Origin of the sequence: Rhodococcus ruber NBRC 15591 (assembly GCF_001894945.1) — a bacterium.
GTDB lineage: Bacteria > Actinomycetota > Actinomycetes > Mycobacteriales > Mycobacteriaceae > Rhodococcus > Rhodococcus ruber.
Genome location: NZ_BCXE01000006.1, coordinates 1 through 22922, shown reverse-complemented (window position 1 = coordinate 22922; position 22922 = coordinate 1). Strand labels below are relative to the sequence as shown.

Below are 22922 nucleotides of genomic sequence, written 5' to 3'. Positions count from 1 at the left end.
TACTCGAAAGTCAGTTACGTCACCGTAGCCCAGGGCCGGACCGTCACTCCACCGGCATCCGCGGGATCAGCACCCGGAACGTCGACCCGGCGCCCGGCGCGGACTCCACCTCCACCCGGCCGCCGTGGGCCGCCACCAGCGCGGCGACGATCGACAACCCGAGACCGCTGCCGCCCGACGAACGGGCGCGCGAGACGTCGGCGCGATAGAAACGCTCGAAGACCCGGGCGCGGTCCGCCTCACTCAGGCCGGGGCCGGTGTCGACGACCTCGAGCACGGCGTCGGGTCCGGCCGTGCCGACCCGGACGGTGACGCGCGCGTCGGCCGGAGTGTGGGTGAGAGCGTTGGTGACGAGGTTGCCGAGCACCTGCCGCAGTCGCGCGTCGTCGCCGAGCACCTCCGGTATCCCGGGGCCGTCGAACACCTCGAGCTCGACGGTGCGCTCCGGCGCGACGGCCCGCGCATCGTGCACGGCGTCGGCGGCCAGGGCGAGCAGGTCCACCGGATTCTGCTCGAGCGGCCGCTGGGCGTCGAGGCGGGCCAGCACGAGCAAATCCTCCACCAGCAGGCCCATCCGCCGGGACTCGCTCTCGATGCGGTCCATCAGCAGTGCGGTGTCGCTGCTCGCGCCCTGCCGGTAGAGCTCGGCGAACCCGCGGATCGTGGTGAGCGGGGTGCGCAACTCGTGGCCGGCGTCGGCGACGAACCGTCGCATCTTCTCCTCGGATCTGCGGGCGGACTCCTCCGACGCCGCCGTCGCCGCGAAGGCCTCCTGGATCTGGCCGAGCATGCCGTTCAGCGCCACCGACAGCCCACCGACCTCGGTGCGCGGGTCCCGCTCGGGAACCCGCCGGTGCAGATCCCCGCCCGCGATCGCTGCCGCGGTGCGTTCGACCTCCTTCAGCGGCCGCAGACTGCGCCGCACCACGAAGTACCCGGCGACGCCGAGCACGAGCAGCACCGCGGCGCCGATGCCGACCTGCAGCACGACGAGCCGATCGACCGTGTCCTCGATCGAGACCAGGGTGACACCGACGGTGGTCACGAGGCCCGCGGCGCTACGGGTCGACACCACCCGCCAGCGCACGTCGGACCCGTCGGCGGAGCCCACGGTCTGCGGCTCCCACACCGGCTCGCCGGGCAGCGCCGGCGCGGTGGACTCGTCGTTCACGACGAACCGCTCCCGCCCGTCCGGGTCGACCACCCGCACATAGAACGGGCTCGGCGGGCGGTTCGAACTCGGAACGTCCGGCGGCGGCAGCTCGCGGCCGGCCCCGGGTGGCTTGGCCCACGTCTGCGCCGCGGTGCGCAGGTCCTGGTCGGTCCGGGCGAGCAGCGAACCCTGCAACGCGGACGTCACCGCCACCCCGGACGCCAGCAGTCCCAGGCCCGACAACGCCACCAGCGCCGCGACCAGCGTCAACCGCAGCGGCAGCGGCCGTACGCGGCTCACGCGCGGGGTTCCCGCATGACGTACCCGACCCCGCGCAGGGTGTGGATCAACGGGGTGTCCCCGGTGTCGACCTTGCGCCGCAGATAGGAGACGTACGACTCCACGACGCCGACCTCGCCGCCGAAGTCGTAGCTCCACACGTGGTCGAGGATGCGCGGCTTGCTGAGCACCGTGCCCGCGTTGACCATGAAGTACCGCAGCAGGGTGAACTCGGTGGGTGAGAGCGACACCGGCCGGCCGGCCTTCCACACCTCGTGGGTGTCGTCGTCGAGTTCGATGTCGGCGAAGGTGATGCGGGCCGAGCGTTCGTCCGCGGCGACCTTGCCGGCCCGTCGCAGGATCACCCGGAGCCGGGCGATGACCTCCTCGAGGCTGAACGGCTTGGTGACGTAGTCGTCCGCGCCCAGGGTCAGGCCGGACACCTTGTCCGCCACGGCGTCCTTCGCCGTCAGGAACAACACCGGCGCGTCCGAGCCGTCGGCCCGGAGCCGGCGCAGCATCCCGAACCCGTCCATCCCGGGCATCATGACGTCGAGGATCACCGCGTCCGGCCGGAACGCCCGGGCCCGGTCGAGCCCCTCGGCGCCGTTGCTCGCCGTCTCGACCTCGAAGCCCTGGAATTTCAGGCTCACCGAGAGCAGTTCGGCGATGTTCGGCTCGTCGTCGACGATCAGAATCCGGGCTTCGCGGGTCTTGTCGGTCACGGCGCCGATTCTCCCGGAGTGCTCTGGCATGCCGCTGCGAGAACCCTGGGAACTTCCTGTACGGCCGGCCCTGCCGAATCCGGGCCGTCGGGGTGCGGCGATCGGGGATCATGGACGTGTTCGCACTGTGAGACGTATCCGCATCGTGAGGAGCCGCCGTGTCGCCGAAGTGGCTGCGCCGCGGGGCGGCGTCGGCCGCGGCCGTCGCCGTGTCCCTGCTCGTGGCCTGCCCGCCCGGGGCCGCCGAGGAGGTCGAGGTCTCGTTCGGCCTCGCGTGCCGGGTGCGGTCGGTGATCGACGTCGACGAATTGCTCGGATCGTCCGCGACGGTGGACGCGCCCGCCCGGGTCCGTCCGGGTGAACGGTTCAGCTACCGCATCCAGACGGCCCCCGTCGCGTATCCGGACTCGAGCCGCGGCGCTACCACCCGCAGCGTCTCCCGCCTGAAGAACGACTTCGCGATTCCCGCCAACGCGACGTTCGTCGACGCCGCGGTCGTGCCCGGGACCGCCTTCAACCTGGACAACGTGCCGCCCGGCGTGCTGCGGGTGAACGAGGACGGCGTCCCCGACCCGGCGGGCACGATCCTGCGCCTGTCCGGAAACAACGAGGTCATCGGCAACAGCCCCACGTCCGGCACCGAGGGCGAGGCCGGGATCCGGGCGCCCAAGACACAGTTGCAGCTCGACGGCACCCCCAGTCCCGTCGGCGACAGCTGGTTCCGGCTCCCCGCGGTGGAGGTGACCATGATCGCGGGCGACGCGGGCGTGATCACGCCGATGCTCCGCACCGCCGGCGACGCGGGCCTGGTCGACGACGACGCCAACTACAACACCTCGCTCACCCAGGCCACGTTCCTCGGCTCCACCCAGTGGGGACCGACACGCTGCTCACCGCGGGACACGATGACCGGCCCCCTCAACGCCGGCGCCGGTCCGCTCGCGGTCATCACGATCTCCGACGTCGCCGAGGTGCCCGCGACGGTCACCGTCGACGCCCCGGACGTGGTGGACGACGGGACGGTCGTCACCCTCACGGCGACGGTGTCGCCGGACGTCGAAGGCGGCACGGTGCTGTTCCGGGACGGCGGCACCGACCTGGGTCAGCCGGTGGCGGTCGTCGACGGCCGGGCCGCCGTCGAGCATCGCCTCTCGGGCGCCGGAAGCCACACGATCACCGCGGTCTACTCGGGCGCGCCCGGCGCGGCGGGCGCGACCTCCGAACCCGTCGCGGTGACGGTGCCCGGATCCGGGAACGCCCGCGGCTGGTGGATCGCCGCCGGGGTCGGGGCGATCGCCGGTGTGCTGGCCGTTGCCGTCCTCGCCCGCCGCCGGAGGCGCTGATCCGGCCCCGCCGGAGGCGGTGATCCGGCCCCGCCGGAGGCGCTGATCCGGCCGGACACGCCCCCGCACGTCCACCACGTTGTCGGCGCGTGATGCTATTACGGGACGAAGACAGCCACCGCGAAGGAGGTCCCGCCCATGACGACGTGCCGGGCGTGCCGATCCGATCTCGACCACTGTCACGGCACCCTCGTCGTGCACGCGACGACCACCGTGGAATGCACCGATCCCGACTGCTTCGACACCTCCCGGGTGCGGCACGTGCTGGTGATCGACTGCTCCGAACTCGCTCGGGGCTGCGGCTGCACCGAGGTGTATGCCCGGGTGGGAACGCTCCGCGTCTCCTGAGGACCCCCGGCGGCGGCGGCTCGTCCCGCCGAGCCGCACTGTTGCGCCGGTTACAGTGACAGTCATGAGTCTGGCGTCCGCGCTCGCGTTCCCCGTCCGTCTCGGCTTCGCTGCGGCGGATTCGGCCCTCGGCGTGGCCGAAGGCGTCATCGGGACCGTCCGCCTGGCGGTCTCCCCCCAGACGTATGCGGGGCTGAACGCGGTCGGCGTCGCGAGCCCGCGGGGACCGCTCGGTTTGCTGCAACAGGTCTCCGTGCTTGCCGCCGACGACCGTCCGCTCGGCCAGGCGCTGCGTCCCGGCGGACCGCTGGATCGCCTCCTCGCGCCCGGCGGACCGGTTGACCGGCTCACCGCCCCGGGCGGCCCCCTCGACCGGCTCCTCGAACCCGGTGGCGCCCTCGACCGGGTGACGGCGCCCGGCGGTCCGCTCGAGAAGGTCCTCGCCGAGGACGGAGCCCTGGACCGCCTGCTGTCGAGCGGCGGCCTCCTCGATCGGCTCACCGCCCCCAGCGGCCCGCTCGAGCGTCTGCTCGCCGAGAGCGGGCCCGTCGAACGGCTCACCGCTCCCGGCGGAATCGTCGACGTCGCCCTCCAGCCCGGCGGCCTGGTCGAACGGGCCCTCGAGCAGGGCGGGGTGCTCGACACCCTGCTCGCCGAACAGGGCGCCCTCGAACGCCTGCTCGCCAAGGGCGGACCGCTCGACCAGATCGTGTCGCTGTCCGAGACGCTGGTGCAGCTGACCCCCACGATCCATCGGATGAGCACCAGCATCGACGTGCTGCAGGAGACCGCCGAACTGCTCCGCGAGGCGGTGGGCCCGCTGGGTGATCTCGCGGGCAAGCTGCCCGGCCGGTGGTTGCGCAGCAACTCGGGTGGCTCGGGCAACAGCGGCAGGCACGAACTGCGGGCACCGGACTGATCCGCTCACTCCTGCAGGTCCGTGACGGCCCGGAAGGTGCCGTCCATGTGGAACGGGGTGGACTCGTGCTCGTGTGCGATCCGCCACGACCCCTCGACGCGGCGTAGACCGAACGTGACGCGGAACCACAGGTCGAAGCGCGGCCCGCCGTGCTGTGTCGCTCCCAGCCGCGACAGTGCGTGGCAGAACGCGACGTCGCCGGCCGTCTCGACGCGCAGGTCCCGCACCTCACAGTCGAGAGGGCCGTCGAACCCCGCGAACCACGACGCCCAGACCTGCGGAGCGGGGGCGGACTTGCGCAGCGGCGGCGCCAGATCGAACACCGTCGCACCGGGGACGTAGCACGCGGCGAGCCGATCGACGTCCTTGGCGTTGCGGGCCGCGGTGTGTTCCTCGATCAGCGCACGAATCCGCTCCTCGTCCGGAGCCTCGTCCGTCTCGAGGACGGCGAGGATGTTGCCGGCCGGGTCCCGGAACCACGCGATCGGCGGGCCGACCCGACGGAAGATGCCCTTGTCGTCGACGTCGTCGTAGCGCTCGAACCGGACACCGCGAGCGGCGAGTTCGTCCACCACCTTCTCGAGGTCGCGAACGGGAAAGTCGAGGACGGTGTAGGTGGCCGGAGTGTGGTCCTCCTTCGGATAGATCAACGTGTCGCGTCCGCCGTCGAGGTGCAGGTGCAACATCCCGTGCTCCTCGGACACGGAGAGACCGAGGACGTCTCCGTAGAACTTCGCGGCCGCCGCCACGTCGTCGACAGCGAAACTGGAAAAGGAACGGTCCAACATGGTGCTGACTCCTCACTGCGAACGATGCCGTACCTGTTCCGACCGCCGAGCGGCGGTAAACTCATCGGCCGGGCGGTGACCTTCTTCCCCGGCACGGACCCCCGGGTCTAGCGTGAAAGACGGTTCCGACCGAGGGAGGTCGCCATGACACCCACTTCGACCCGACCGCGCTCCCCGGTCGCCGCCCGACGATTCGGGTATCTCGTCGCGGCCCTCCTCAACGCGGTGGTGCTGTACGCCGCGAACGTGTGGCCGGGCTGGGAGGCGGTGCCGTTCCTCACCGACGACACGCGGTCCGTCATCGGCTGGGTCAACGCCTCGATCCTGGTCAGCCTGGTCGCCAATCTCCTGTACCTGATGCGGGATCCCGTGTGGTTCAAGGCGCTGGGAGACGCGGTCACCACGACGGTTGCGCTGCTGGCGCTGCTGACGATCTGGCAGGTGTTCCCGTTCGACTTCGGCGACGCCTCGTTCGACTGGCCGCTCGTGGCGCGCATCGTCCTGGGGCTGGGAATCGTGGGCAGTGTCATCGGGATCGTCGCCGCCCTCGTCACCTTCGTCCGCAGCGTGGTGGGTCGCTCGTCGGCTCGAGGGACCCGGTCTCGCTGAACTGTGCCCGAGCCGGCCCTGGACGCCGGCTCGAAGGACCGCCTCGCCCCACCGAGCGAACGGACCGTGCTGGCGCCCCGCGCGACGGACCAGCGCGACGGGACCGGCCGAGGCTACTAGCGTTGGAACCATGCCCGTCCCCGAACTGCTCGCCGGCCGCTACGAGTTGCGCGGCGTGCTGGGCTGCGGCGGGATGGGTGAGATCAGAGACGGCTGGGACACCCGTCTCGGGCGACCCGTCGCGGTGAAAGTGCTTCGGGGCGAATTCGGACGCCTGCCCGACGTGCGCCGACGCTTCGAGGCCGAGGCACGCGCTGCGGCGTCCCTCGACGATCCGCACATCGTCGCGGTGCACGACAGCGGCGAGGACGCCGGAGTGCCCTACATCGTGATGGAGCGCCTGCCCGGCGGCACCCTCGCCGACGAGATCGCGCTCGGCCCGATGCCACAGGACCGGGTGCGGGCCATCCTGATCGACGTGGCAGCCGCGGTCGCCGCGGCGCACGACGCCGGGATCCTCCACCGCGACATCAAACCGGGCAACATCCTCTTCACCGAGGCCGGAGCGGTGAAGGTGACCGACTTCGGCATCGCCAAGAGCGCCGGCGAGGACTACACCCGCACCGGCGAACTCGTCGGCACCGTCGCCTACCTGAGCCCCGATCGGCTTGCCGGCACGCCGGCGAGCGTGCACGACGATCTGTACGCCCTCGGGGCCGTGGGGTACGAGGCACTGACCGGGCGCAAGCCCTACGACTACGACAACCTGCTGGCGCTGGCACGGGCGATCACGCAGGGACCGCCGCCCCCGCTGGCCGCAGCGCGACCGGACGTCGACCCCGGACTCGTGGCCGTGATCGAGCGGGCGATGGCACGCGATCCCGGACAACGCTTCACCAGTGCCCGGGACATGCTCGCCGCCCTGCAGGGCCGGCCTTTCGCCGCTCCGGTGAGCCCGGTGCCTCACGGGCCGACACGGGAGTTCACCGCCGCCGTGCCACTCGCGCCCGCCACGACTGCTGTGCGGTTCGACGCGACCCCCGAGCCCGACCCCGGTCGTCGCCGGATCCTGCTGGCACTCGGCGTGACGACCGCAGTAACGGTTGCCCTGCTCCTGCTTGCCTGGGGGCGGGGCGGTGATGCGCCGTCGGTCGCGGGGACGAGCAGCGTTCCCGTCAGCATCCCGATTCCGGTCGGCAACCCCAGTTCACCCGGCACCCCAGAGGCGAGCCCGACGCCCGTGTTCACCACCGTTCCCGCGCCGGCCCCGATCGTGCCGCCGGTAGTGCCGGAGTCCGGGAACGGAAGCAGTGAGGACGGTAACGAGGGGAACGGTAGCGGTGACGACGGCCGCGGCAACGAGGGCCGCGGTGACGGCAACGAAGGTGGCAACGAGGGCGGCGGCAACAACAGCGGCGGCAACGGCAACAGCGGCGGCGGCAACAGCGGCGGCGGCAACGGCGGTGGCGGCAACGGCAACAGCGGCAGGTGATGCGGGAGTCGGAACACGGGCCGGTGCGGAACGGAAGGGCTGATCGCGTTCGACCGCTGGACTGCACGAAACCCCTCGGGCGCTCCCACTTCGAGGTGGGAGCGCCCGAGGGGTGATGGATCAGAGCAGGATGCCGAGACCGGCGAGCAGAGTGAACAGCGTTGCAGCGAGGGAACCGAGAACCATTCCTACCTCCAAGGTGTCGTGTGACGATCCTTCGTCTCCGCAGGGGACGGAGACGAACGACGCTCCACGTCGCTGAGCGCGCGACGGGGGCATCATCAAGATCATCGAGCGGTACACGATAGGTGTTACCCCCAGTTCGACAAGCGCACTCTGTGATGTGCCTCACCACGGTTCGTCGGGTAGCCAGCCGACGGCCTTCGTGCCGGGAACCGACCGTCGGCCTGACTATGTCGCGGGCAAGTCACTTAGGATGGGTGCATGGATGCGGCACGGTTGGAGGGCTTTCTCGCCGATCGCGATGCCTGGCAGACCACCCAGTGCTCGATCGCGAAGGCGATGGACACGGTGGGAACCCGCTCGGCGATGCTGATCCTGCGCGAGGCCTACTACGGCACCCGGCGGTTCGACGACTTCACCCGCCGCGTCGGGGTCACCGAGGCTGTCGCGGCAGCCCGACTGCGCGAGATGACCGCCGAGGGCCTGTTCGAGCGTCGGCCGTACAAGGAACCCGGGCAGCGGACGCGGTACGAGTACGTCCTCACCGAGAAGGGCCGCGACCTGCTCCCCGTGGTACTCGCGCTGCAGCAGTGGGGTGACAAGTACCTCCAGGGCGAGCGCGGCGCTCCTCTCGGCCTGTCCGACGACACGACCGGTGATCCCGTGCGCGTCGAGGTCCGCAGCGCCGAACGCGAAGTCCCCCTCGAGGAACTGCGCGTGACGCCGAACTTCACCGCGGAACAGGCCCGCCGCGCGATGCGCAACGCCTCCGCAAACCGGTGACCCACCGCCGGGCGCTCTGCGAGAATCGGTCGACACGTTGTCACGAGCTCCGGGGGTGATCACCGTGACGGAGATGCCGGAATCCGGTGCCGGACCCGACCTGACCCGGGTGCCGACCGACGCCCTGCTCGCGGAGATCCGCCGCCGGATCGAGTCGTCGCCCGCCGTCTCCGCGGCAGCAGCGCCCGATCGAACCGAGGACGCCCCTCCCCCGAACACGCCGTTGCAGGTGTTCGAGGTCGCCGCGAACGAGAGCGACGAGACCGGGTTGCGCGCCTCACCGATCCACCCGGACAGCGAGACCTGAGCGCATCCGCGATCCGGGCAGCCGGACGCGAATGCAATTGTTGTCGCGTCCGACCGAGAACCGCGCGGATGCCCCCGCGCCGCTGGTGGAGCCCCCTGTCAGGATTGAACTGACGACCGCTCGCTTACAAGGCGAGTGCTCTACCACTGAGCTAAGGAGGCAGTCGAGCGCGCCAATCATACCGAGACACCGGGCCCGGCATGCCACCCCCCGGTTCGTTACGGTGGATTGGTGGCCGCGACGGCCGCAATCGACGACGACAGAGTTGGGAGCGCACAGCGGTGGGAACGATGGCAGCCGCCTTCGGAAAGCTTGTCCTCGACCGCCGGGCGACCCTGGACACCATCACCGAGGCGCCGGCGCCGCTGCAGCCGATCGACCTGACGGACGACGCGACGGTCGCCGAGGCACTCGACGTCGCCGTCCGCGTCGGCGAGGTGCTGCTGGCCGCGGGCACCGGCGCGATCGACACCTCCGAGCAGGTGCGTTTCGTCGCCGCGACGTACGGCCTGGCGCAGTGCGACGTCGACGTGACCTACAACTCGATCGTGCTCTCGGCGTACCGCGGGCCGACGATGCCGCCGGCGAGCACGATGCGCGTCGTGCAGTACCGGTCGATGGACTTCACGCGGCTCGCCGCGGTGGACCGGTTGACCCGGCGCATCCGGCGGGAGGCGATCTCCCCGGCGCAGGCCCGTGAGGATCTGCTGGCGATCACGACGGCGCCGCACCCGTATCACCGCTGGGTGGCGACGTTCGCGTGGGCGGCGATGGCCGCGTCGATCTCGGTGCTGCTCGGTGGTGGCGCGCTCGTGGCGGCGATGGCGTTCGCGTCGACGGCGGTCATCGACCGGACGAACCGCATCCTCAACGGCATGGGTCTGCCGTTCTTCTTCCAGCACGTCGTCGGCGGCATCATCGCCGCGACGCCCGCGATCCTGTTGTTCAACCTGCGCGAACCGTTGGGTGTCGACGCCCCGCCGGGGCTGATCATCGCGGCCGGCGTGACGGTACTGCTCTCGGGCTTGTCGCTGGTCGGCTCGGTGCAGGACGCGATCACCGGAGCGCCGATCACCGCGTCGGCGCGGTTCTTCGAACTGGTGATGATGACGGGCGGGATCATCGCCGGCGTGGCGACGGCGCTGAAGGTGATGGAGGCGCTGGGCGCGGAGCTGCCGGTGATCAGCAACGATGCGCTACCCACGGCGACCGCCCTGCCGGTGAAGGTACTCGCCGGTGCGGCGTCGGCACTGTTCTATGCGCTGGCGTGCTACGCCGAACGGCGGGCGCTGACGGCCGCCGCGCTCGGCGGTGCGGTGGGCAGCCTCGTGTTCCTGATGTCGATGGAGTTCGCGGTGGGTCCGATCATCTCGTCGGCGACGGCCGCGACGGTGGTCGGTTTCGCCGGCGGCCTGATGGCGCGACGGGCGCTGACCCCACCGTTGGTGGTGGCGGTCGCCGGTATCACCCCGTTGCTGCCGGGCCTGTCGTTGTACCGGGGCCTGTATGCGGTGATCGGCAACGAACTGCTGCTCGGACTGACCGCGCTGTTCTCGGCGTTCGGCATCGGGTGCGCGCTGGCGGCGGGGGTGACGCTCGGCGAGTGGCTGGCCCGCACGGTCCGGCATCCGCGCAGCGTGCTGCGGGCGGGGTCGCTGCGCCGGCCGCAGTTGCGGCGCGTCCGGCTGGTCCGTCCGTACCGGGGGGCGAAACGCCACGAGAGCCACCCCGCGGGTGGCGCACCCGCGGCGTGACTCTCGTCTACGCGTTACCTCGGACGGTCAGGCGCCGGCGTTGCGGGCCTTCTCGTCGGCTTCCATGGCGTCACGCAGGCTCTTCGGCCGCATGTCGGTCCAGTTCTTCTCCACGTACTCGACGCACGCTGCACGCGACTCCTCCCCGAACACCACGCGCCACCCCTGCGGCACCTCGGAGAAAGTCGGCCACAGCGAGTACTGCTCCTCGTCGTTCATGAGGACGTAGAAGCGGCCGTCTTCGTCGTCAAAAGGATTCGTGCTCATCTCGCCTCACTTGTCGCATAGGTGTGCTGCTCCCGTACCCTAGCAAGCTCCGGGGCCCGGTCATGACCCGCTGGTAGTTTTCCGTCGCGCTGCTCGAGGACGGATCCGAGGATCTCCCCGGACCGGATCGCCACGTTCGACAGCAGCGAGGCCGTCAGCCCGTGGGTCTTCTCGGTGCCGCCCTGAAGATAGATCCCCGCACGGACGTCGCCCGCGGTGGGCAGGCGGTAGTCCCGGTCGACCGTACGCAGCGGCGACGAGGCGGGAGCGAGAGCGCCGAGCAGCGGTGGCAGCGGGGCAGCGTCGAATCCGGTGGCGAGGACCACGGCGTCGCACGTCAGGGTGTCGGTGAGTCCGTCGAGCGTGCTGCGCACGTCCACCTCGATTCCGGTGGCAGTCTCGGTGACCGCGGCGACCTCGGAGGCGCGCCGCATGAACAGCCGCCGCCGGCCGCCGACGCGCTCGCGGTACTCGGCCGCGTACAGCGCGGCGATGAGGTCGGGGTCGACGACGGAGTAGTTGGTGCTGCGGTGCAGGGCCAGCAGTCGCTCCCGCTCCGCAGCGGGTGCGGCGTGCAGTTCGTCGACCGTGGCCGGATCGAAGATGCGGTTGGCGTACGGGCTGTCGTCGGCGGGGCTGTAGCCGAAGCGGGCGAACACGTTGTGCACCTCGGCCTGCGGGTAGTGGCTGTGCAGGTACTGCACCACCTCGGCAGCGCTCTGGCCGGCACCGACGACGACGAACCGCTGGTGCACCGGCGCCGGCATCTCGGCCAGATGGAACAGGAACCGGTGATTGTGGAAGCACCGCACGGTCTCGGTGGCCCACGGGGGGATGCGGGGCCGCAACCCCACGCCGACGACGATGTTGCGGGCGTGTACGACGGTGCCGTCGGCGGCGTGGACGGCGAGGCGGTCGGCGATGCCCGCCGGGTCGCGTACGGCCTCGACGGCGACGACCTCGGTGCCGTACCGCACGTCGGCGTCGACGCGGGCGGCCGCCCACTGCAGGTAGTCCTGGAACTCGTGCCGGGTGGGGAAGAACGTCTGGTGGTTGACGAAGTCGACGAGCCGGCCCCGGTCGTGCAGGTAGGCGAAGAAGGTGTAGGGGCTCGTCGGGTTGCGGAAGGTGACCAGGTCCTTCGGGAAGGCGATCTGCATGGTCGAGCCCTCGAGGAGCATTCCGGGATGCCAGGCGAACGCGGGCTGCCGGTCGAAGAACCGGGCCCGCACGGGGTCGTGCGGGGCTTCGGCATTGTGCTCTTCGACGGCGATCGCCAATGCGAGATTGGCGGGTCCGAATCCGATCCCGACGAGGTCGAGGAGTTCCGGTGGTTCGCCGTCCGGCGACGGCGAGTCACCGCTGTCGTTGCAGGAGCGGTCGGTCATGGTCGCTCTTCCGTGCTCGGGGGCCGCAGCCGCGGATGGATCGATCGCACAAGAAGATAGCTCAGGCTACCCTTGGTTTGGTTAGCCTACCAATCATTGCAGCCGGTTGGGGTGCGTCACCCGCCGGCCCGGAACCCCGCTCCCTAGTGACTCCCCTCCGCCCGCGCAAACAGATCGCCTTTGCGGATCTTGCCGGTGGCCGTCATGGGCATCGCCTCGACGAGTTCGACGATCGGCACCTTGTAACCCGCCATGTTCTCGCGCGCCCACGCCGTGAGTTCGCCGGCCGTGACGGTCGCGCCGGGGACCGGCTGGACGAACGCAAACGCGACCTGCCCTCTGTCCGGATCGGACCTGGGGACCACCGCGACCGTCGCGACCCCCGGGTGCATGCGCAGCAGCGCCTCGACCTCGGCGGGGAAGACGCTCATACCGTTGGTCTTGATCATCTCCTTGTTGCGGGCGAGATAGTGCAGCGCACCGCGCTCGTCGAACCGGCCGACGTCGCCGGTGCGCAGCCAGTCGCCCTGGAACGCGTCCGCGGTAGCCTCGGCGTTGCGGTAGTACCCGGTGGTCACCGAGGGGCTGCGCACGACGATCTGCCCGGTCTCACCGAGCGGCACCGGGGCACCCGCCTCGTCGACGATCAGGATGTCGGTGCCCGGCACGGGCAGGCCACAGAACACCGGCTCGCTCGCGAGGTCGAAGTCGCCGTCCTGGAAGCCGAGGGTGAAGGTGTCCGCGGTGTTCGTCTCGGTCATGCCGTAGCTCGCCTCCCGCAGGGTGTGGCCGGTCGCGTCGCGCCACCGCCGGCGGATCGCCGGGTCGAGCTTCAGCACGAACGACACCGCCATGGCGTTGTCGAGCGTGGCGGCGCGGTTCCCGTCGAAGCCGGGCGCGTCCATGAGTTCGACATAGTTGTCGACGGTGCCGACCGTGCTGGTGACGCCGTGCCGCTCGACGAGAGCCAGCGCGGCGTCCGCGTCCCATCGGGTCATCAGCACCACGGAGCCGCCGTTGACGAGAGGGTTGAGGATGCCGAAAACCTCACCGGCGATCCAGAACACGGGCAGGTAGTTGAGCACCACGGTGGTCTCCCCCACCCGCCGGCCGCCGCCGACGGTGGCCGCAGCCGCGGTGTAGACCATGTGCCACTGGGTGTGCTCGCAGCCCTTCGGCATGCCGGTGGTGCCGCCGGTGTAGTTCAGCGCGGCGAGCGCGTCCGGGTCCGTCGCGACGGCGGGTGCGCGGGGACTGTCGAGGATGCTCGCCCAGTCGCCGGCGGCGGGATCGGTGACCGGGAAGGGTGGCGGCACCTCCCCCGGCCTCGCACCGGCGAGCATGTCGCCGAGGGCGGTCACGGCGACGTGGCGCACCGGCGTGCGCGGTCGGACCACCTCCACCAGCGGGAGCAGTTCGGGCTGCGTGAGCAGGATCGTGACGCCGGCGTCGGCGAGCTCGTGGGCGAGTTCGTGTTCGCGCAGCATCGGGTTCACGGGTACGTGGACGGCGCCGATCTTGAGGATGCCGAGCATCGCGACGTGGAACTGCGGACAGTTGCCGAGGTGGACACCGATCCGGTCGCCGGCCCGGGCGCCGCGGGCGAGCAGCCAGCCGGCGAACCGGTCGGAGAGGTCGTCGTACTCGGCGTAACCGACCGTGCGACCGTAGAACTCGATCGCGGGGGCATGCGGGCGCACGTGCGCCCAGTGCCGCAGGTAGTCCACGAGCGCGCGCTCGTCGATCGGGTACTCCACCGTCCGCGGCACCTCCGGCGGCCAGTGCGCTTCCTGCACCCGCCGGATCCCGCCGAGTGCAGCCTCGAGGGCGTCGGAGTCGGTGGGGACCGTGTTGAGCTCGCGTGTCATCTGATGTGCGGCGCGGATACTCCCTCGTTCACGAGGGAGAGGAAGCGCCGTCCTCCTTTCGGGGGGAGTGGTGGTGTCGGGCACACCTGTCGGTGGGGTCGGTCAGCGTGCCGGGCATGGGGGTCGAGGTGGTGCGCTACAACTACCGGTTGCGGCCGGGCACCACCGCCGAACATGCCCTGATGCAGGAGTGGCATCGCTGCCGATTCCTGTGGAACGAGGCGGTGCACCAACACAAGGCCGGTCGCAGGCCGACGTTCGGGAAGCTGGCCAAGCAGTTGACCGACGCCCGGGCACGCTCGTCGTGGTTGCGGGACGGCTCCCAGGTCGCCCAGCAGCAGATGCTGCGCACCTACGCGCAGGCGCTCGACGCGTCGTGCACGGTCAAGGGCCGAGGCCGGCCCAGGTACAAGGCGCGGAAGAAGACCCGGCCCTCGCTCGAGTACACCCGCCGCGGCTTCCGGATCCGCCACGGCCGGTTGGTGCTGCCCAAAGGCGTGAGTGTGCCGGTGGTGTGGTCGCGGGCACTGCCGTCCGAGCCGTCGAGTGTGCGCATCACCCGCGATTGCCTGGGGCACTGGTACGCCTCGTTCGTGGTGACCCGCGACGCCGAGCCGATCCCGGCCGCCGACCCGAACAGCGCGGTCGGGATCGACTGGGGCGTGGCCCGCACCGCGACGGCCACCGAGGAGCGTTTCGATCTGCCGCAGCACGGGCACCGGAAACGGTGTGCGGCGCAGGTGGCGAGAGCGCAGCGGACGATGGCGCGGCGCCGCCGGGGCACGGGGCACCCACCCTCGAGGGGCTATCGCCGGGCCCGCACCCGGGCCGCGAAGGTGCAGAAGAAAGCGGCCCGACAGAACCGGCACGACGGCCGGATCTGGGCCAGGGCCGTGGTCGAGGCGCATCATCTGGTCGCGGTGGAGGATTTCCGACCCAAATTCCTGTCGAGGTCGACGATGGCGCGCACGGCCGCCGATGCCGCGATCGCGACGGTGAAACGGGAGTTGCTCGAGCGGGGCAGGCGGGCCGGCCGGAAGGTGGTGTCGGTGCGGCCCGCGTACACGACCATGACGTGTTCGAGGTGTTTCGCGAGAGCCGAGCAACGCCTCGGACTCGGGGAACGTATCTTCCGGTGCTGGGCGTGCGGGTATACCGCGTGCCGGGACCGGAACGCTGCCAGAGTGATTCTGGCTGTGGCGGAGCGTGGCCACATCGGTGTCGACGACGTGAGTCAAGCGGATCACCTCCCTCCGGGTGGTGGTGCGGTTGCGGTCTGAGCCGGGAATCTCCTGCCTTCGGGAAGGAGAGGCGTTAAGTCGACCTTCCGTTCTCGGGGCATCCGGCGGCGACGGGGTGATCCCGGTCACCCACCGTGTATAGTTGAATCCGGCGTCGAATTCAACTGACCGGGACGACCGCCGCACATCCGAATCACCGCACCGCAGCAGGGCTTTTCTGCAACCGAAAGGAAGACGTATGGCGTCCGTGAACAGGCAGGTCCGACTGGCACGACGACCGGTCGGCCGCCCCGACGACTCCACATGGGAGGTCACCAGCGCCCCGGTCCCGCAGCCGGCCGACGGCGAGTTCACCGTCCGCGTCGAGTACGTCTCCCTCGACCCCGCCATGCGCGGATGGCTGAACGACGTCCGGTCGTACGTCCCGCCGGTCGGGATCGGTGAGGTCATGCGCGCCCACGCCGTCGGGCGGGTACACGAATCCCGCCACGACGGCTACAAGGAAGGACAGCTCGTCTCCGGGCACTTCGGCGTGTGCGACTACGCCGTCTCCGACGGCAGCGGCGTCGTCGCGGTCGACGAGTCCCTCGCGCCGCCGCCGGTGTGGCTGGGTGCACTCGGATTCCCCGGCATGACGGCATATTTCGGGCTCGTCGACGTGGGGCGGATGAAGCCCGGCGACACCGTGCTCGTGTCGGGCGCCGCCGGGGCCGTCGGCAGCATCGCCGGGCAGATCGCGAAACTGAGCGGATGCCGCGTCATCGGCATCGCCGGCGGACCCGAGAAGTGCGCGTGGCTCACCGACGAGCTGGGATTCGACGCCGCCATCGACTACAAGGCCGGATCCGTGGGCCGGGCGCTGCACGCCGCCGCACCGGACGGGATCGACATCTACTTCGACAACGTCGGCGGGGAGACGCTCGACTCGGCGCTGGCCGTGCTGCGCAAGCACGCGCGAGTCGTGTTGTGCGGGGCCATCTCCGGCTACAACGCGACCGACCCGCAGCCGGGCCCGTCCCGCTACCTGTCCCTGCTCGTGAACCGGGCATCCATGACCGGGTTCATCGTCTTCGACTACCTCGACCGCTTCCCCGAGGGCATGGCTGCCGTGTCGGAATGGATCCGCCGCGGCGAACTGGTGACCCGTGAACAGGTCGAGACCGGCGGCGTCGAGGCATTCGGACGCACACTCAACATGCTGTTCGACGGTGCCAACACCGGCAAACTCGTCCTGAAGACCACGGCCGACTCCTGAGAACCCCGCGCCCGGCCGGGTCGCCCCGCGGCGCGGCCGGGCGCGATCAGTTCTCGAACCGATACACCGCGTACGCGGTGCGGATGACCGGCTGTGCGACGTTGCGGACCCGCACACCGCCCGGGGTCGTGCCGCGCTCGCACCCCGCGTGTGCGTGCCCGTGCACCGCGAGATCGAGGTGGAACTCGTCGATCGGCTCGCCCAGCAGATACGACCCGAGGAACGGATAGATCTCGGCGGGCTCGCCGCGCAGGGTGTCGCTGATCGGCGAATAGTGCAGCAGCGCCACGCGGACGTCGGCACCGTCGAGCTCGGCGACGGCGCCACGGAACCTGTCGGCCAGTTCCACGGTGTGCCCGGCGAACTGTTTCATCTCCGGCTCACCGAACGCGCTCGCGCACTTGCCCGCGAAACCCCCGCCGAACCCCTTGGTTCCCGCCACGCCGAGCCGGGCCCCGTCCACGTCGAGGACGACCGACTCGCCCTCGAGCACGACGATGCCCCGGTCGCGGAGCAGTTCGGTGATCTCGTCCTCGGCGTCGCTGTGATAGTCGTGGTTGCCGAGCACACCGACGACGGGCACCGGTAGATCGCCGAACTCGTCGGCGACGACGCGCGCCTCGTCGACGGTGCCGTGCCGAGTGAGGTCACCGGCGAGCAGCAGCACGTCGGCGTGCTCGTGCAGGTGTTCGAGGGCGGGCCGCAGATGACCGCGGGCGTCCTCGGCCAGGTGGACGTCTCCGACGGCGGCAATCCTCATCGCAGTTCCTCCACCGAAGTTCCGGGGTCGCGCGAGTCGACGACGTGCACGTCGTTGTGGACGGTGACGCCAGGCAGCTGTTCCTGCACCACCACGGTCAGCGCGTCACGACGCGCGGCGCTGGCGACCTCGCCGGTCAGGTAGACGTCGGTGCCGCGGATCGTGACACGCACGCCCTGTTCGGCGGTGCGGGGGTCCTCGGCCAGGGCGCGGTGCAGGTGCGCGACCACGTATTGCGGGTGCTCCGGGTGTTCGTGACTCATCGTCGGGCCTCCGGGTCGGGTTCGATGATGCCCAGATCGGCGAGCAGGCCGAGGAAGGCGCGGGCGTACGGCGACGCGGCCGTCGCGGTGGCCACCTGCCCCCAGTCCACCTGCTCGCGCAGGGCGCGGGCGATACGCAGCAACGGCGCGAAGTCGCAGCGGTGGGCGTCGAGCACGTTGAGCTTGTCGCTCATCAGGTCGGTGCCGCTGATCACCGGCGCCGCGGTCGGACCGATGCGCATCCACTGTGCGCGGGCGAGCATCGAATCGTCGACGTCCCGGTCGTTGGGACGGAAGATCAGGTCCACAAGGTGATCACCCTCGTAGACCTTGCTCAGCCAGTTCTCGGGCGGGTCGACGGGACGCATGCCGGCGGCGACGAGCGCCTCCCGCGCGGCGTCCACATCGAGCGGGCGGACGAACAGGTCCACGTCGTGGTCGGACGCCGGGCCGCCACGCGCGTACACCGCGCAGCCGCCGCCGACGGCGAACCGCACCCCGGCCTCACCGAGGGTGTTCACCGCCTTCGTCAGCACCTGCAGCAGCTGCCTCTCCTTGACCGACTCGTCCGACGAGCCCGCAGCGCCGGACGGCGCGGCATCGAGGCCGTGAGGATGTGCGTTGGTCATGGGTGGCGGGTACCCGCGCGTACGGGGCTCACACCTGACCGGGCACCCCTCCCGTCACGAGGCCGAATCGCCCGGCGAGCTCGGAGCGGGTGCGGTCGGCGTCGGTGTGCAGCACGCCGGCGATGCCGATCCGCGCCGCTCCGTCGAGGTTCTGCTGCAGGTCGTCGATCATGACGGCCTGTTCGGGGGCGACCCCCAGGCGCTCGCACGCGAGGGCGTAGATGCGGCGCGACGGCTTACGGATGCCGACCTCGGCGGAGATCACCACCTCGTCCGCGAGTGCGGTCAGGTCGAAGCCCGCGTAGCAGTCCCGTCCGAAGGCGTTGGACACCAGCGCCACCGGTACGCCGGCGGCCCGCAGATCGTCGAGGAGGGCCACCGTCCGGTCGTCGCGCCGCAGCCCGGCCTGCATCCGGGCGGCGAGTCCTTCCGCGGTCACGGCTGCTCCGTGGGCGCGGAGCCGTCCGGCGAAGCCCTGCTCGAACTCCTCCGCGTCGATGCGCCCCGACTCGTGGTCGGCGAGCAGCCGTCGCGAGTCCGGGTCGCCGCCGAGCAGCCGCAGCGGCAGTCCCGGATCGCCGAGTGCCGCGCCGAACTGCTCGAACGCCGCGAACACGCTCGTGGTGAGCACGCCTCCGAAGTCGACCAGGACGGCAGTGCGTTCGGGCGCGGCGCGGTTCATCGATCCCGCCCTTCGGCGCGTCCGGCACCGACCGCCGCGCCGCGCTCGACGTGGAACCGCACCATGCCCTCCTGCGTGACGACGGCGACCAGTCGTCCGGCCGTGTCGAAGATCTGTCCCTGGATCAGGGCGCGTCCCGAGTCGGACGACGGCGACACCTGATCGAACAGCAGCCATTCGTCCACCCGGAACGGCCGCAGGAACCACACTGCGTGGTCGAGGGACGCCCCCTGGATCGGCCGTTCGGGGTGCGGCAGGACGGCGATGTCGAGCAGCGCCATGTCGCTGCAGTAAGTCAGGGCACAGGCGTGCAGGACCGGGTCGTCGGGCAGCGGCCTGCGGTGCCGGATCCACAGCCGTCGGCGCGCCGGCACGTCGGGTGTGGCCTCGTCCGCAGGGAGCCAGCGACGTTCCCAGTCGTCCCACTCCGGAAAGTCGTACCACGCGGCCCACGGGCGCCCGTTCTCCGTGACCTCCTCCGGTCCGGTCGTGGGCGGCATGGCCGCCTGGTGGGTGTGCCCGTCGTCGCCGCGGTGGAACGAGGCGGTGAGGGTGAACACCGTCTCGCCGTCCTGGACGGCGGTGACGTAGCGGGTGCGGAAGCTGCCGCCGTCCCGCACGGCGTCCACGTGATAGTCGGCGGGCTCGAGCGGGCGGCCGGGGCGCAGGAAGTGGCCGTGCACCGAGTGCACGCCGAACTCCCGCGGCACGGTCCGTGCCGCCGCGGCGAGCGCCTGCCCCGCGACCTGACCGCCGAAGGTGCGCTCCATCTCGGTCGGCACCGGGTCGGCGCGGAACGTCGCCGGGGCGATCTCGCGCAGGCGCAGGATCTCGTCGATGCTCGGCACGTGTCTCCTCCTCGGGTCAGGACGATGCGACCCTGCGCATCTCGCGGCGCAGGATCTTCCCGCTGGTGGTCTTGGGCAGCTCGTCGAGGATCTCGACCGACCGGGGTGCCTTGTAGGCGGCCAGCCGCTCGCGGCACCAGGTCACCAGTTCGTCCGGGTCGACCTGCTGGTCCGGGCGCAGGCTCACGAACGCGGCGACCGACTCGCCGCGGTAGGAGTCGGGCACGCCGACGACCGCGGCCTCCCGGACCGCCGGATGCCGGTAGAGCACGTCCTCGACCTCGCGGGGCCAGACCTTGAACCCGGAGGCGTTGATCATGTCCTTCTTGCGGTCGACGACGTACACCCAGCCCTGTGCGTCCATGAAGCCGACGTCACCGGTCAGCAACCGTCCGCCCGGAATGGACTGGGCGGTGGCCTCGGGCAGATTCCAGTAGGCGGGGACGACCATCGGCCCCTCGACGGCGATCTCCCCGACCTCGCCCGGTCCGAGGTCCTTGCCGTCCTCGTCGACGATGCGCACCGTCGCGGTGGGCAGCGGCAGACCGATGGACAGTGTGCCCGAGTCCGGATCCACCGGCGCCTCACGACCGGAAGGCACGACGACGCAGGGCGCACTGGTCTCCGTCAGGCCGTACCCGTTGCGGATGTAGAGGCCGGTCCGCTCGCGGAAGCGTTCGACGATGGCCGGCGGCAGTGGCGCGCCACCGGAATTGAGAGTCAGCAGCGACTCGAACGCGTCCGACGAGAACGACGGATGTGCCAGCAGCGCCATGAACGCGGTCGACGGGCCGACCATGAAAGCGGGCCGCTCCCGCTTCAGGACGTCGAGCACCACCCCGGCGTCGAAGCGGTAGGCCAGGACCAGCGGACCGGCCAGATCCACCGCCGTGAGCAGCTGCACCACCATTCCGGTGATGTGGAACAGCGGTGCGAGCGCGAAGATCGGCGAACCCGCCGGGATCTCGTCGTACAGGCGCAGCAGTACGCAGTTGACGGTGAGGTTCGCGTGGGTGTTGGTGGCACCCTTGGGCAGTCCGCTCGTCCCGGACGTGTAGGAGACGAGCGCGATGTCGTCGGGGACCAGGCCGGGGTCGGGGACGGGGCGGCCAGCCCACTCGCGGGCGACCTCGAGCAGATCGGGGACACCCGAGGTCCGGCGGCGCTCGACGCCGGCGAAGAGCCGCTCGTCGTTCGAGGTCTGCAGGTCCAGCTCGCTCGCCGTCAACGCGATCGTCACGCCCGCCCCGGCGGCCCGCTCCGCCACCCGGTCCGCCCACGCCTGTTCGCCGCACACGACGGCGACGACGCCTGCGTCGGTGAGGATGTGGTCGAGTTCGTCCTTGTACATCGGGTTCAGCGGCACCACCGCGCCGCCGGCCTTCCACGCACCGAACAGCGCGAGGACGAACTGCGGCACGTTCTGCAGGTACACGGCGAGCCGGTCACCCGAGCGGAAGCCCTGCGCGAGCAGGTACGCCGCCACCCCGTCGGTGAGCTCGTCGACCTCCCGATACGTCAGCGTCGCACCGAGATACGTGATCGCCGGCCCGTCCGGCGCCGTCGCGACGGCGTCCGCGAACACCTCGAGGGTGGTCCGTCGCGGGACGGGTCCGACCTCGGCCACGCGGGGATCGTACTGCGCCATCCAGGGCCTGTCGTCGTACCAGCTCATCGTCGCGACACCCGTCCTTTCGTGTGATTGCAGCGGTTCATGCGACCGGCAGGTCGACGAGCTCGGCCAGCCGGGCGCGGTGCCGGGACGGGACGCCGAGCGCGAGCTGATCGGCCTTGGCCCGCTTGAGGTAGAGGTGTGCCGGGTATTCCCAGGTCATCCCGATGCCGCCGTGCAACTGGATGCACTCCTCGGCGGCGTGCACCGCGACGTCGCTGCAGTACGCCTGGGCGACGGCGGTCGCGATCGCGGTGTCGCCGTCGCCGCGCGCGTACGCGTCGGCCGCGTACCGGGCGGCGGACTGCGCCGCGCCCACCTCGAGCCACAGGTCGGCGAGCCGGTGCTTGATCGCCTGGTACGAGCCGACGGCGCGACCGAACTGGCGGCGCTCCTTGACGTAGGCGACGGTCGTCTCGAGGCACCACTGGGCCACCCCGAGCTGCTCGGAGGCGAGCAGCACCGCCCCGCACCGCAGCGCCTCGGTCACGGCCGCTGCCGCGTCGCCGCCGTCGATGCGGGTGGAGGCGGCCCCGGCGAACTCGACGTCGGCGATCGGCCGGGTCATGTCCAGCGACAGCACGGGGGTCACCGTGACGGCGGGCGCATCCGACCGGACGGTGTGCAGTTCGAGGCCGTCGGGCCCCGCGACGGGGACGACGAGCACGTCGGCCTCGTGTGCTCCGGCAACGCTGGTGACCCGGCCGGTCAGGCCGTCGCCGGTGCGACGCACCCCGGTGATCGCGGCGTCCGGCCCCACCGACAGCGGGACCGCGAGGGCGCCGGTGACGGCACCGGCCGCGAGGTCCGGCACCGTCCCGGTGTCGCCGGCACGCAGCAACGCGACGGTGGCGAGCACCGCGCTCGACAGGTACGGCACCGGCGCGACGGCCCGGCCGATCTCCTCCATGACGACCGCGGCCTCGCGGGTGCCCGCGCCGGCGCCGCCCAGGGATTCGGGCACCAGCAGCCCCGCCAGCCCGAGTTCGACGGCCACGGTCTTCCACACGCCCGAGAAGTCGGCGGGCGCGGCGTCGTACGCGGTCACCACGACGGACGCAGGACAACGCTCGGCGAGCATGCGACGGACGCTGTCGCGCAGGGCGTCCTCGGTGTCGGAGTACAGCAGGTCGGTCATCTGGTGTTCGGCGCGGATACTGCCTCGTAGACGAGGGAGCGCAAGCGCCGTCCTCCTTCCTCGGTGGCGGGCTGGGGTGGTGTCGAGCGAACGTGTCGGAGGGTGCGGCTACGGTGCCGGACATGGGGGACGAGGTGGTGCGCTACAACTACCGGTTGCGGCCGGGCCGCGCCGCCGAACGCGCCCTGCTCGACGAGTGGCATCGCTGCCGGTTCCTGTGGAACGAGG

At 71.0% G+C, this 22922-nt stretch carries 23 protein-coding genes and 1 tRNA gene; 10 read left to right on the top strand and 14 right to left on the bottom strand.

Annotation, left to right across the window (positions count from 1 at the left end):
• Positions 1-43 precede the first annotated feature (43 nt).
• Together RR3_RS05415 and RR3_RS05410 are read right to left on the bottom strand one after the other, a co-directional pair.
• Positions 44-1453 (bottom strand): sensor histidine kinase, encoded by a 1410-nt coding sequence (locus RR3_RS05415; protein WP_017680578.1) that lies wholly within the window; start codon positions 1451-1453, stop codon positions 44-46.
• Positions 1450-2187, bottom strand: coding sequence for a response regulator transcription factor (locus RR3_RS05410; RefSeq protein ID WP_017680577.1), 738 nt, complete (start codon positions 2185-2187; stop codon positions 1450-1452). The genes RR3_RS05415 and RR3_RS05410 overlap by 4 nt, the downstream gene beginning before the upstream one ends.
• Positions 2188-2315: 128 nt before the next feature.
• On the opposite strand from RR3_RS05410, the gene RR3_RS05405 reads away from it, so the two are divergent.
• The 3 genes from RR3_RS05405 (at position 2316) to RR3_RS05395 (ending at position 4767) form a co-directional block, all read left to right on the top strand.
• Positions 2316-3500, top strand: a complete 1185-nt coding sequence (locus tag RR3_RS05405) for an Ig-like domain-containing protein (protein ID WP_064066166.1) — start codon at positions 2316-2318, stop codon at positions 3498-3500.
• Between the two features lie 138 nt (positions 3501-3638).
• Positions 3639-3848: a hypothetical protein gene (locus tag RR3_RS05400; RefSeq protein WP_017680576.1), complete on the top strand. Its 210-nt coding sequence runs from the start codon at positions 3639-3641 to the stop codon at positions 3846-3848.
• A 64-nt stretch (positions 3849-3912) separates the two neighbouring features.
• The gene (locus RR3_RS05395; protein ID WP_010593742.1) at positions 3913-4767 is read left to right on the top strand and encodes a hypothetical protein; all 855 of its coding nucleotides are present in this window, start codon (positions 3913-3915) and stop codon (positions 4765-4767) included.
• Between the two features lie 5 nt (positions 4768-4772).
• On the opposite strand, the gene RR3_RS05390 is transcribed toward RR3_RS05395, so the two are convergent.
• Complete coding sequence (locus RR3_RS05390; RefSeq protein ID WP_017680575.1) at positions 4773-5555, bottom strand: nuclear transport factor 2 family protein; 783 nt, start codon at positions 5553-5555, stop codon at positions 4773-4775.
• 144 nt (positions 5556-5699) lie between these two features.
• Here RR3_RS05390 and RR3_RS05385 point away from each other — a divergent pair, with 144 nt between their 5' ends.
• The 4 genes from RR3_RS05385 (at position 5700) to RR3_RS05365 (ending at position 8929) form a co-directional block, all read left to right on the top strand.
• Complete coding sequence (locus RR3_RS05385) at positions 5700-6164, top strand: hypothetical protein (protein ID WP_010593740.1); 465 nt, start codon at positions 5700-5702, stop codon at positions 6162-6164.
• 130 nt (positions 6165-6294) lie between these two features.
• Positions 6295-7656 (top strand): serine/threonine-protein kinase, encoded by a 1362-nt coding sequence (locus RR3_RS05380; RefSeq protein ID WP_017680573.1) that lies wholly within the window; start codon positions 6295-6297, stop codon positions 7654-7656.
• A 444-nt stretch (positions 7657-8100) separates the two neighbouring features.
• Positions 8101-8622: a winged helix-turn-helix transcriptional regulator gene (locus tag RR3_RS05370; protein ID WP_010593738.1), complete on the top strand. Its 522-nt coding sequence runs from the start codon at positions 8101-8103 to the stop codon at positions 8620-8622.
• 73 nt (positions 8623-8695) lie between these two features.
• A complete protein-coding gene (locus RR3_RS05365) occupies positions 8696-8929 on the top strand; it encodes a hypothetical protein (RefSeq protein WP_225222260.1) in 234 nt (77 codons plus the stop codon).
• Positions 8930-9015: 86 nt separating this feature from the next.
• Here the strand turns inward: RR3_RS05365 and RR3_RS05360 are convergent.
• Positions 9016-9090: transfer RNA gene (locus tag RR3_RS05360), tRNA-Thr, on the bottom strand.
• Positions 9091-9219: 129 nt separating this feature from the next.
• Here RR3_RS05360 and RR3_RS05355 point away from each other — a divergent pair.
• Positions 9220-10683, top strand: coding sequence for a threonine/serine exporter family protein (locus RR3_RS05355; protein WP_010593736.1), 1464 nt, complete (start codon positions 9220-9222; stop codon positions 10681-10683).
• 27 nt (positions 10684-10710) lie between these two features.
• Here RR3_RS05355 and RR3_RS05350 read toward each other — a convergent pair whose 3' ends face one another.
• The 3 genes from RR3_RS05350 to RR3_RS05340 all read right to left on the bottom strand — a co-directional run bounded on the left by RR3_RS05350 (position 10711) and on the right by RR3_RS05340 (position 14206).
• Positions 10711-10950, bottom strand: a complete 240-nt coding sequence (locus RR3_RS05350; protein WP_003936798.1) for an MbtH family protein — start codon at positions 10948-10950, stop codon at positions 10711-10713.
• Positions 10947-12338, bottom strand: a complete 1392-nt coding sequence (locus tag RR3_RS05345) for a lysine N(6)-hydroxylase/L-ornithine N(5)-oxygenase family protein (RefSeq protein WP_017682254.1) — start codon at positions 12336-12338, stop codon at positions 10947-10949. Before RR3_RS05345 ends, RR3_RS05350 begins: the two co-directional genes overlap by 4 nt.
• A 143-nt stretch (positions 12339-12481) precedes the next feature.
• Positions 12482-14206, bottom strand: a complete 1725-nt coding sequence (locus RR3_RS05340) for an AMP-binding protein (RefSeq protein ID WP_017682255.1) — start codon at positions 14204-14206, stop codon at positions 12482-12484.
• Between the two features lie 116 nt (positions 14207-14322).
• Here RR3_RS05340 and RR3_RS05335 point away from each other — a divergent pair, with 116 nt between their 5' ends.
• Positions 14323-15486, top strand: a complete 1164-nt coding sequence (locus RR3_RS05335; protein WP_064066171.1) for an RNA-guided endonuclease InsQ/TnpB family protein — start codon at positions 14323-14325, stop codon at positions 15484-15486.
• Positions 15487-15685: 199 nt separating this feature from the next.
• On the top strand, positions 15686-16702 hold the full coding sequence (locus RR3_RS05330) for an NADP-dependent oxidoreductase (protein ID WP_017682257.1): 1017 nt from the start codon (positions 15686-15688) through the stop codon (positions 16700-16702).
• Between the two features lie 46 nt (positions 16703-16748).
• Here RR3_RS05330 and RR3_RS05325 read toward each other — a convergent pair whose 3' ends face one another.
• The 7 genes from RR3_RS05325 to RR3_RS05300 are packed head-to-tail and all read right to left on the bottom strand — an operon-like array spanning position 16749 to position 22694.
• Positions 16749-17462 (bottom strand): metallophosphoesterase family protein, encoded by a 714-nt coding sequence (locus RR3_RS05325; RefSeq protein ID WP_017682258.1) that lies wholly within the window; start codon positions 17460-17462, stop codon positions 16749-16751.
• Positions 17459-17725, bottom strand: coding sequence for a BON domain-containing protein (locus RR3_RS24620; protein ID WP_029539982.1), 267 nt, complete (start codon positions 17723-17725; stop codon positions 17459-17461). Before RR3_RS24620 ends, RR3_RS05325 begins: the two co-directional genes overlap by 4 nt.
• Positions 17722-18354: a nucleotidyltransferase family protein gene (locus RR3_RS24615; protein ID WP_108754913.1), complete on the bottom strand. Its 633-nt coding sequence runs from the start codon at positions 18352-18354 to the stop codon at positions 17722-17724. Before RR3_RS24615 ends, RR3_RS24620 begins: the two co-directional genes overlap by 4 nt.
• 28 nt (positions 18355-18382) lie before the next feature.
• A complete protein-coding gene (locus RR3_RS05315) occupies positions 18383-19036 on the bottom strand; it encodes an HAD family hydrolase (RefSeq protein ID WP_040273918.1) in 654 nt (217 codons plus the stop codon).
• Positions 19033-19884: an acyl-CoA thioesterase gene (locus RR3_RS05310; protein ID WP_040273916.1), complete on the bottom strand. Its 852-nt coding sequence runs from the start codon at positions 19882-19884 to the stop codon at positions 19033-19035. The genes RR3_RS05315 and RR3_RS05310 overlap by 4 nt, the downstream gene beginning before the upstream one ends.
• A 16-nt stretch (positions 19885-19900) precedes the next feature.
• Positions 19901-21559: an AMP-binding protein gene (locus RR3_RS05305; protein ID WP_064066167.1), complete on the bottom strand. Its 1659-nt coding sequence runs from the start codon at positions 21557-21559 to the stop codon at positions 19901-19903.
• Between the two features lie 37 nt (positions 21560-21596).
• On the bottom strand, positions 21597-22694 hold the full coding sequence (locus RR3_RS05300) for an acyl-CoA dehydrogenase family protein (protein WP_040273911.1): 1098 nt from the start codon (positions 22692-22694) through the stop codon (positions 21597-21599).
• Positions 22695-22922: the final 228 nt, after the last annotated feature.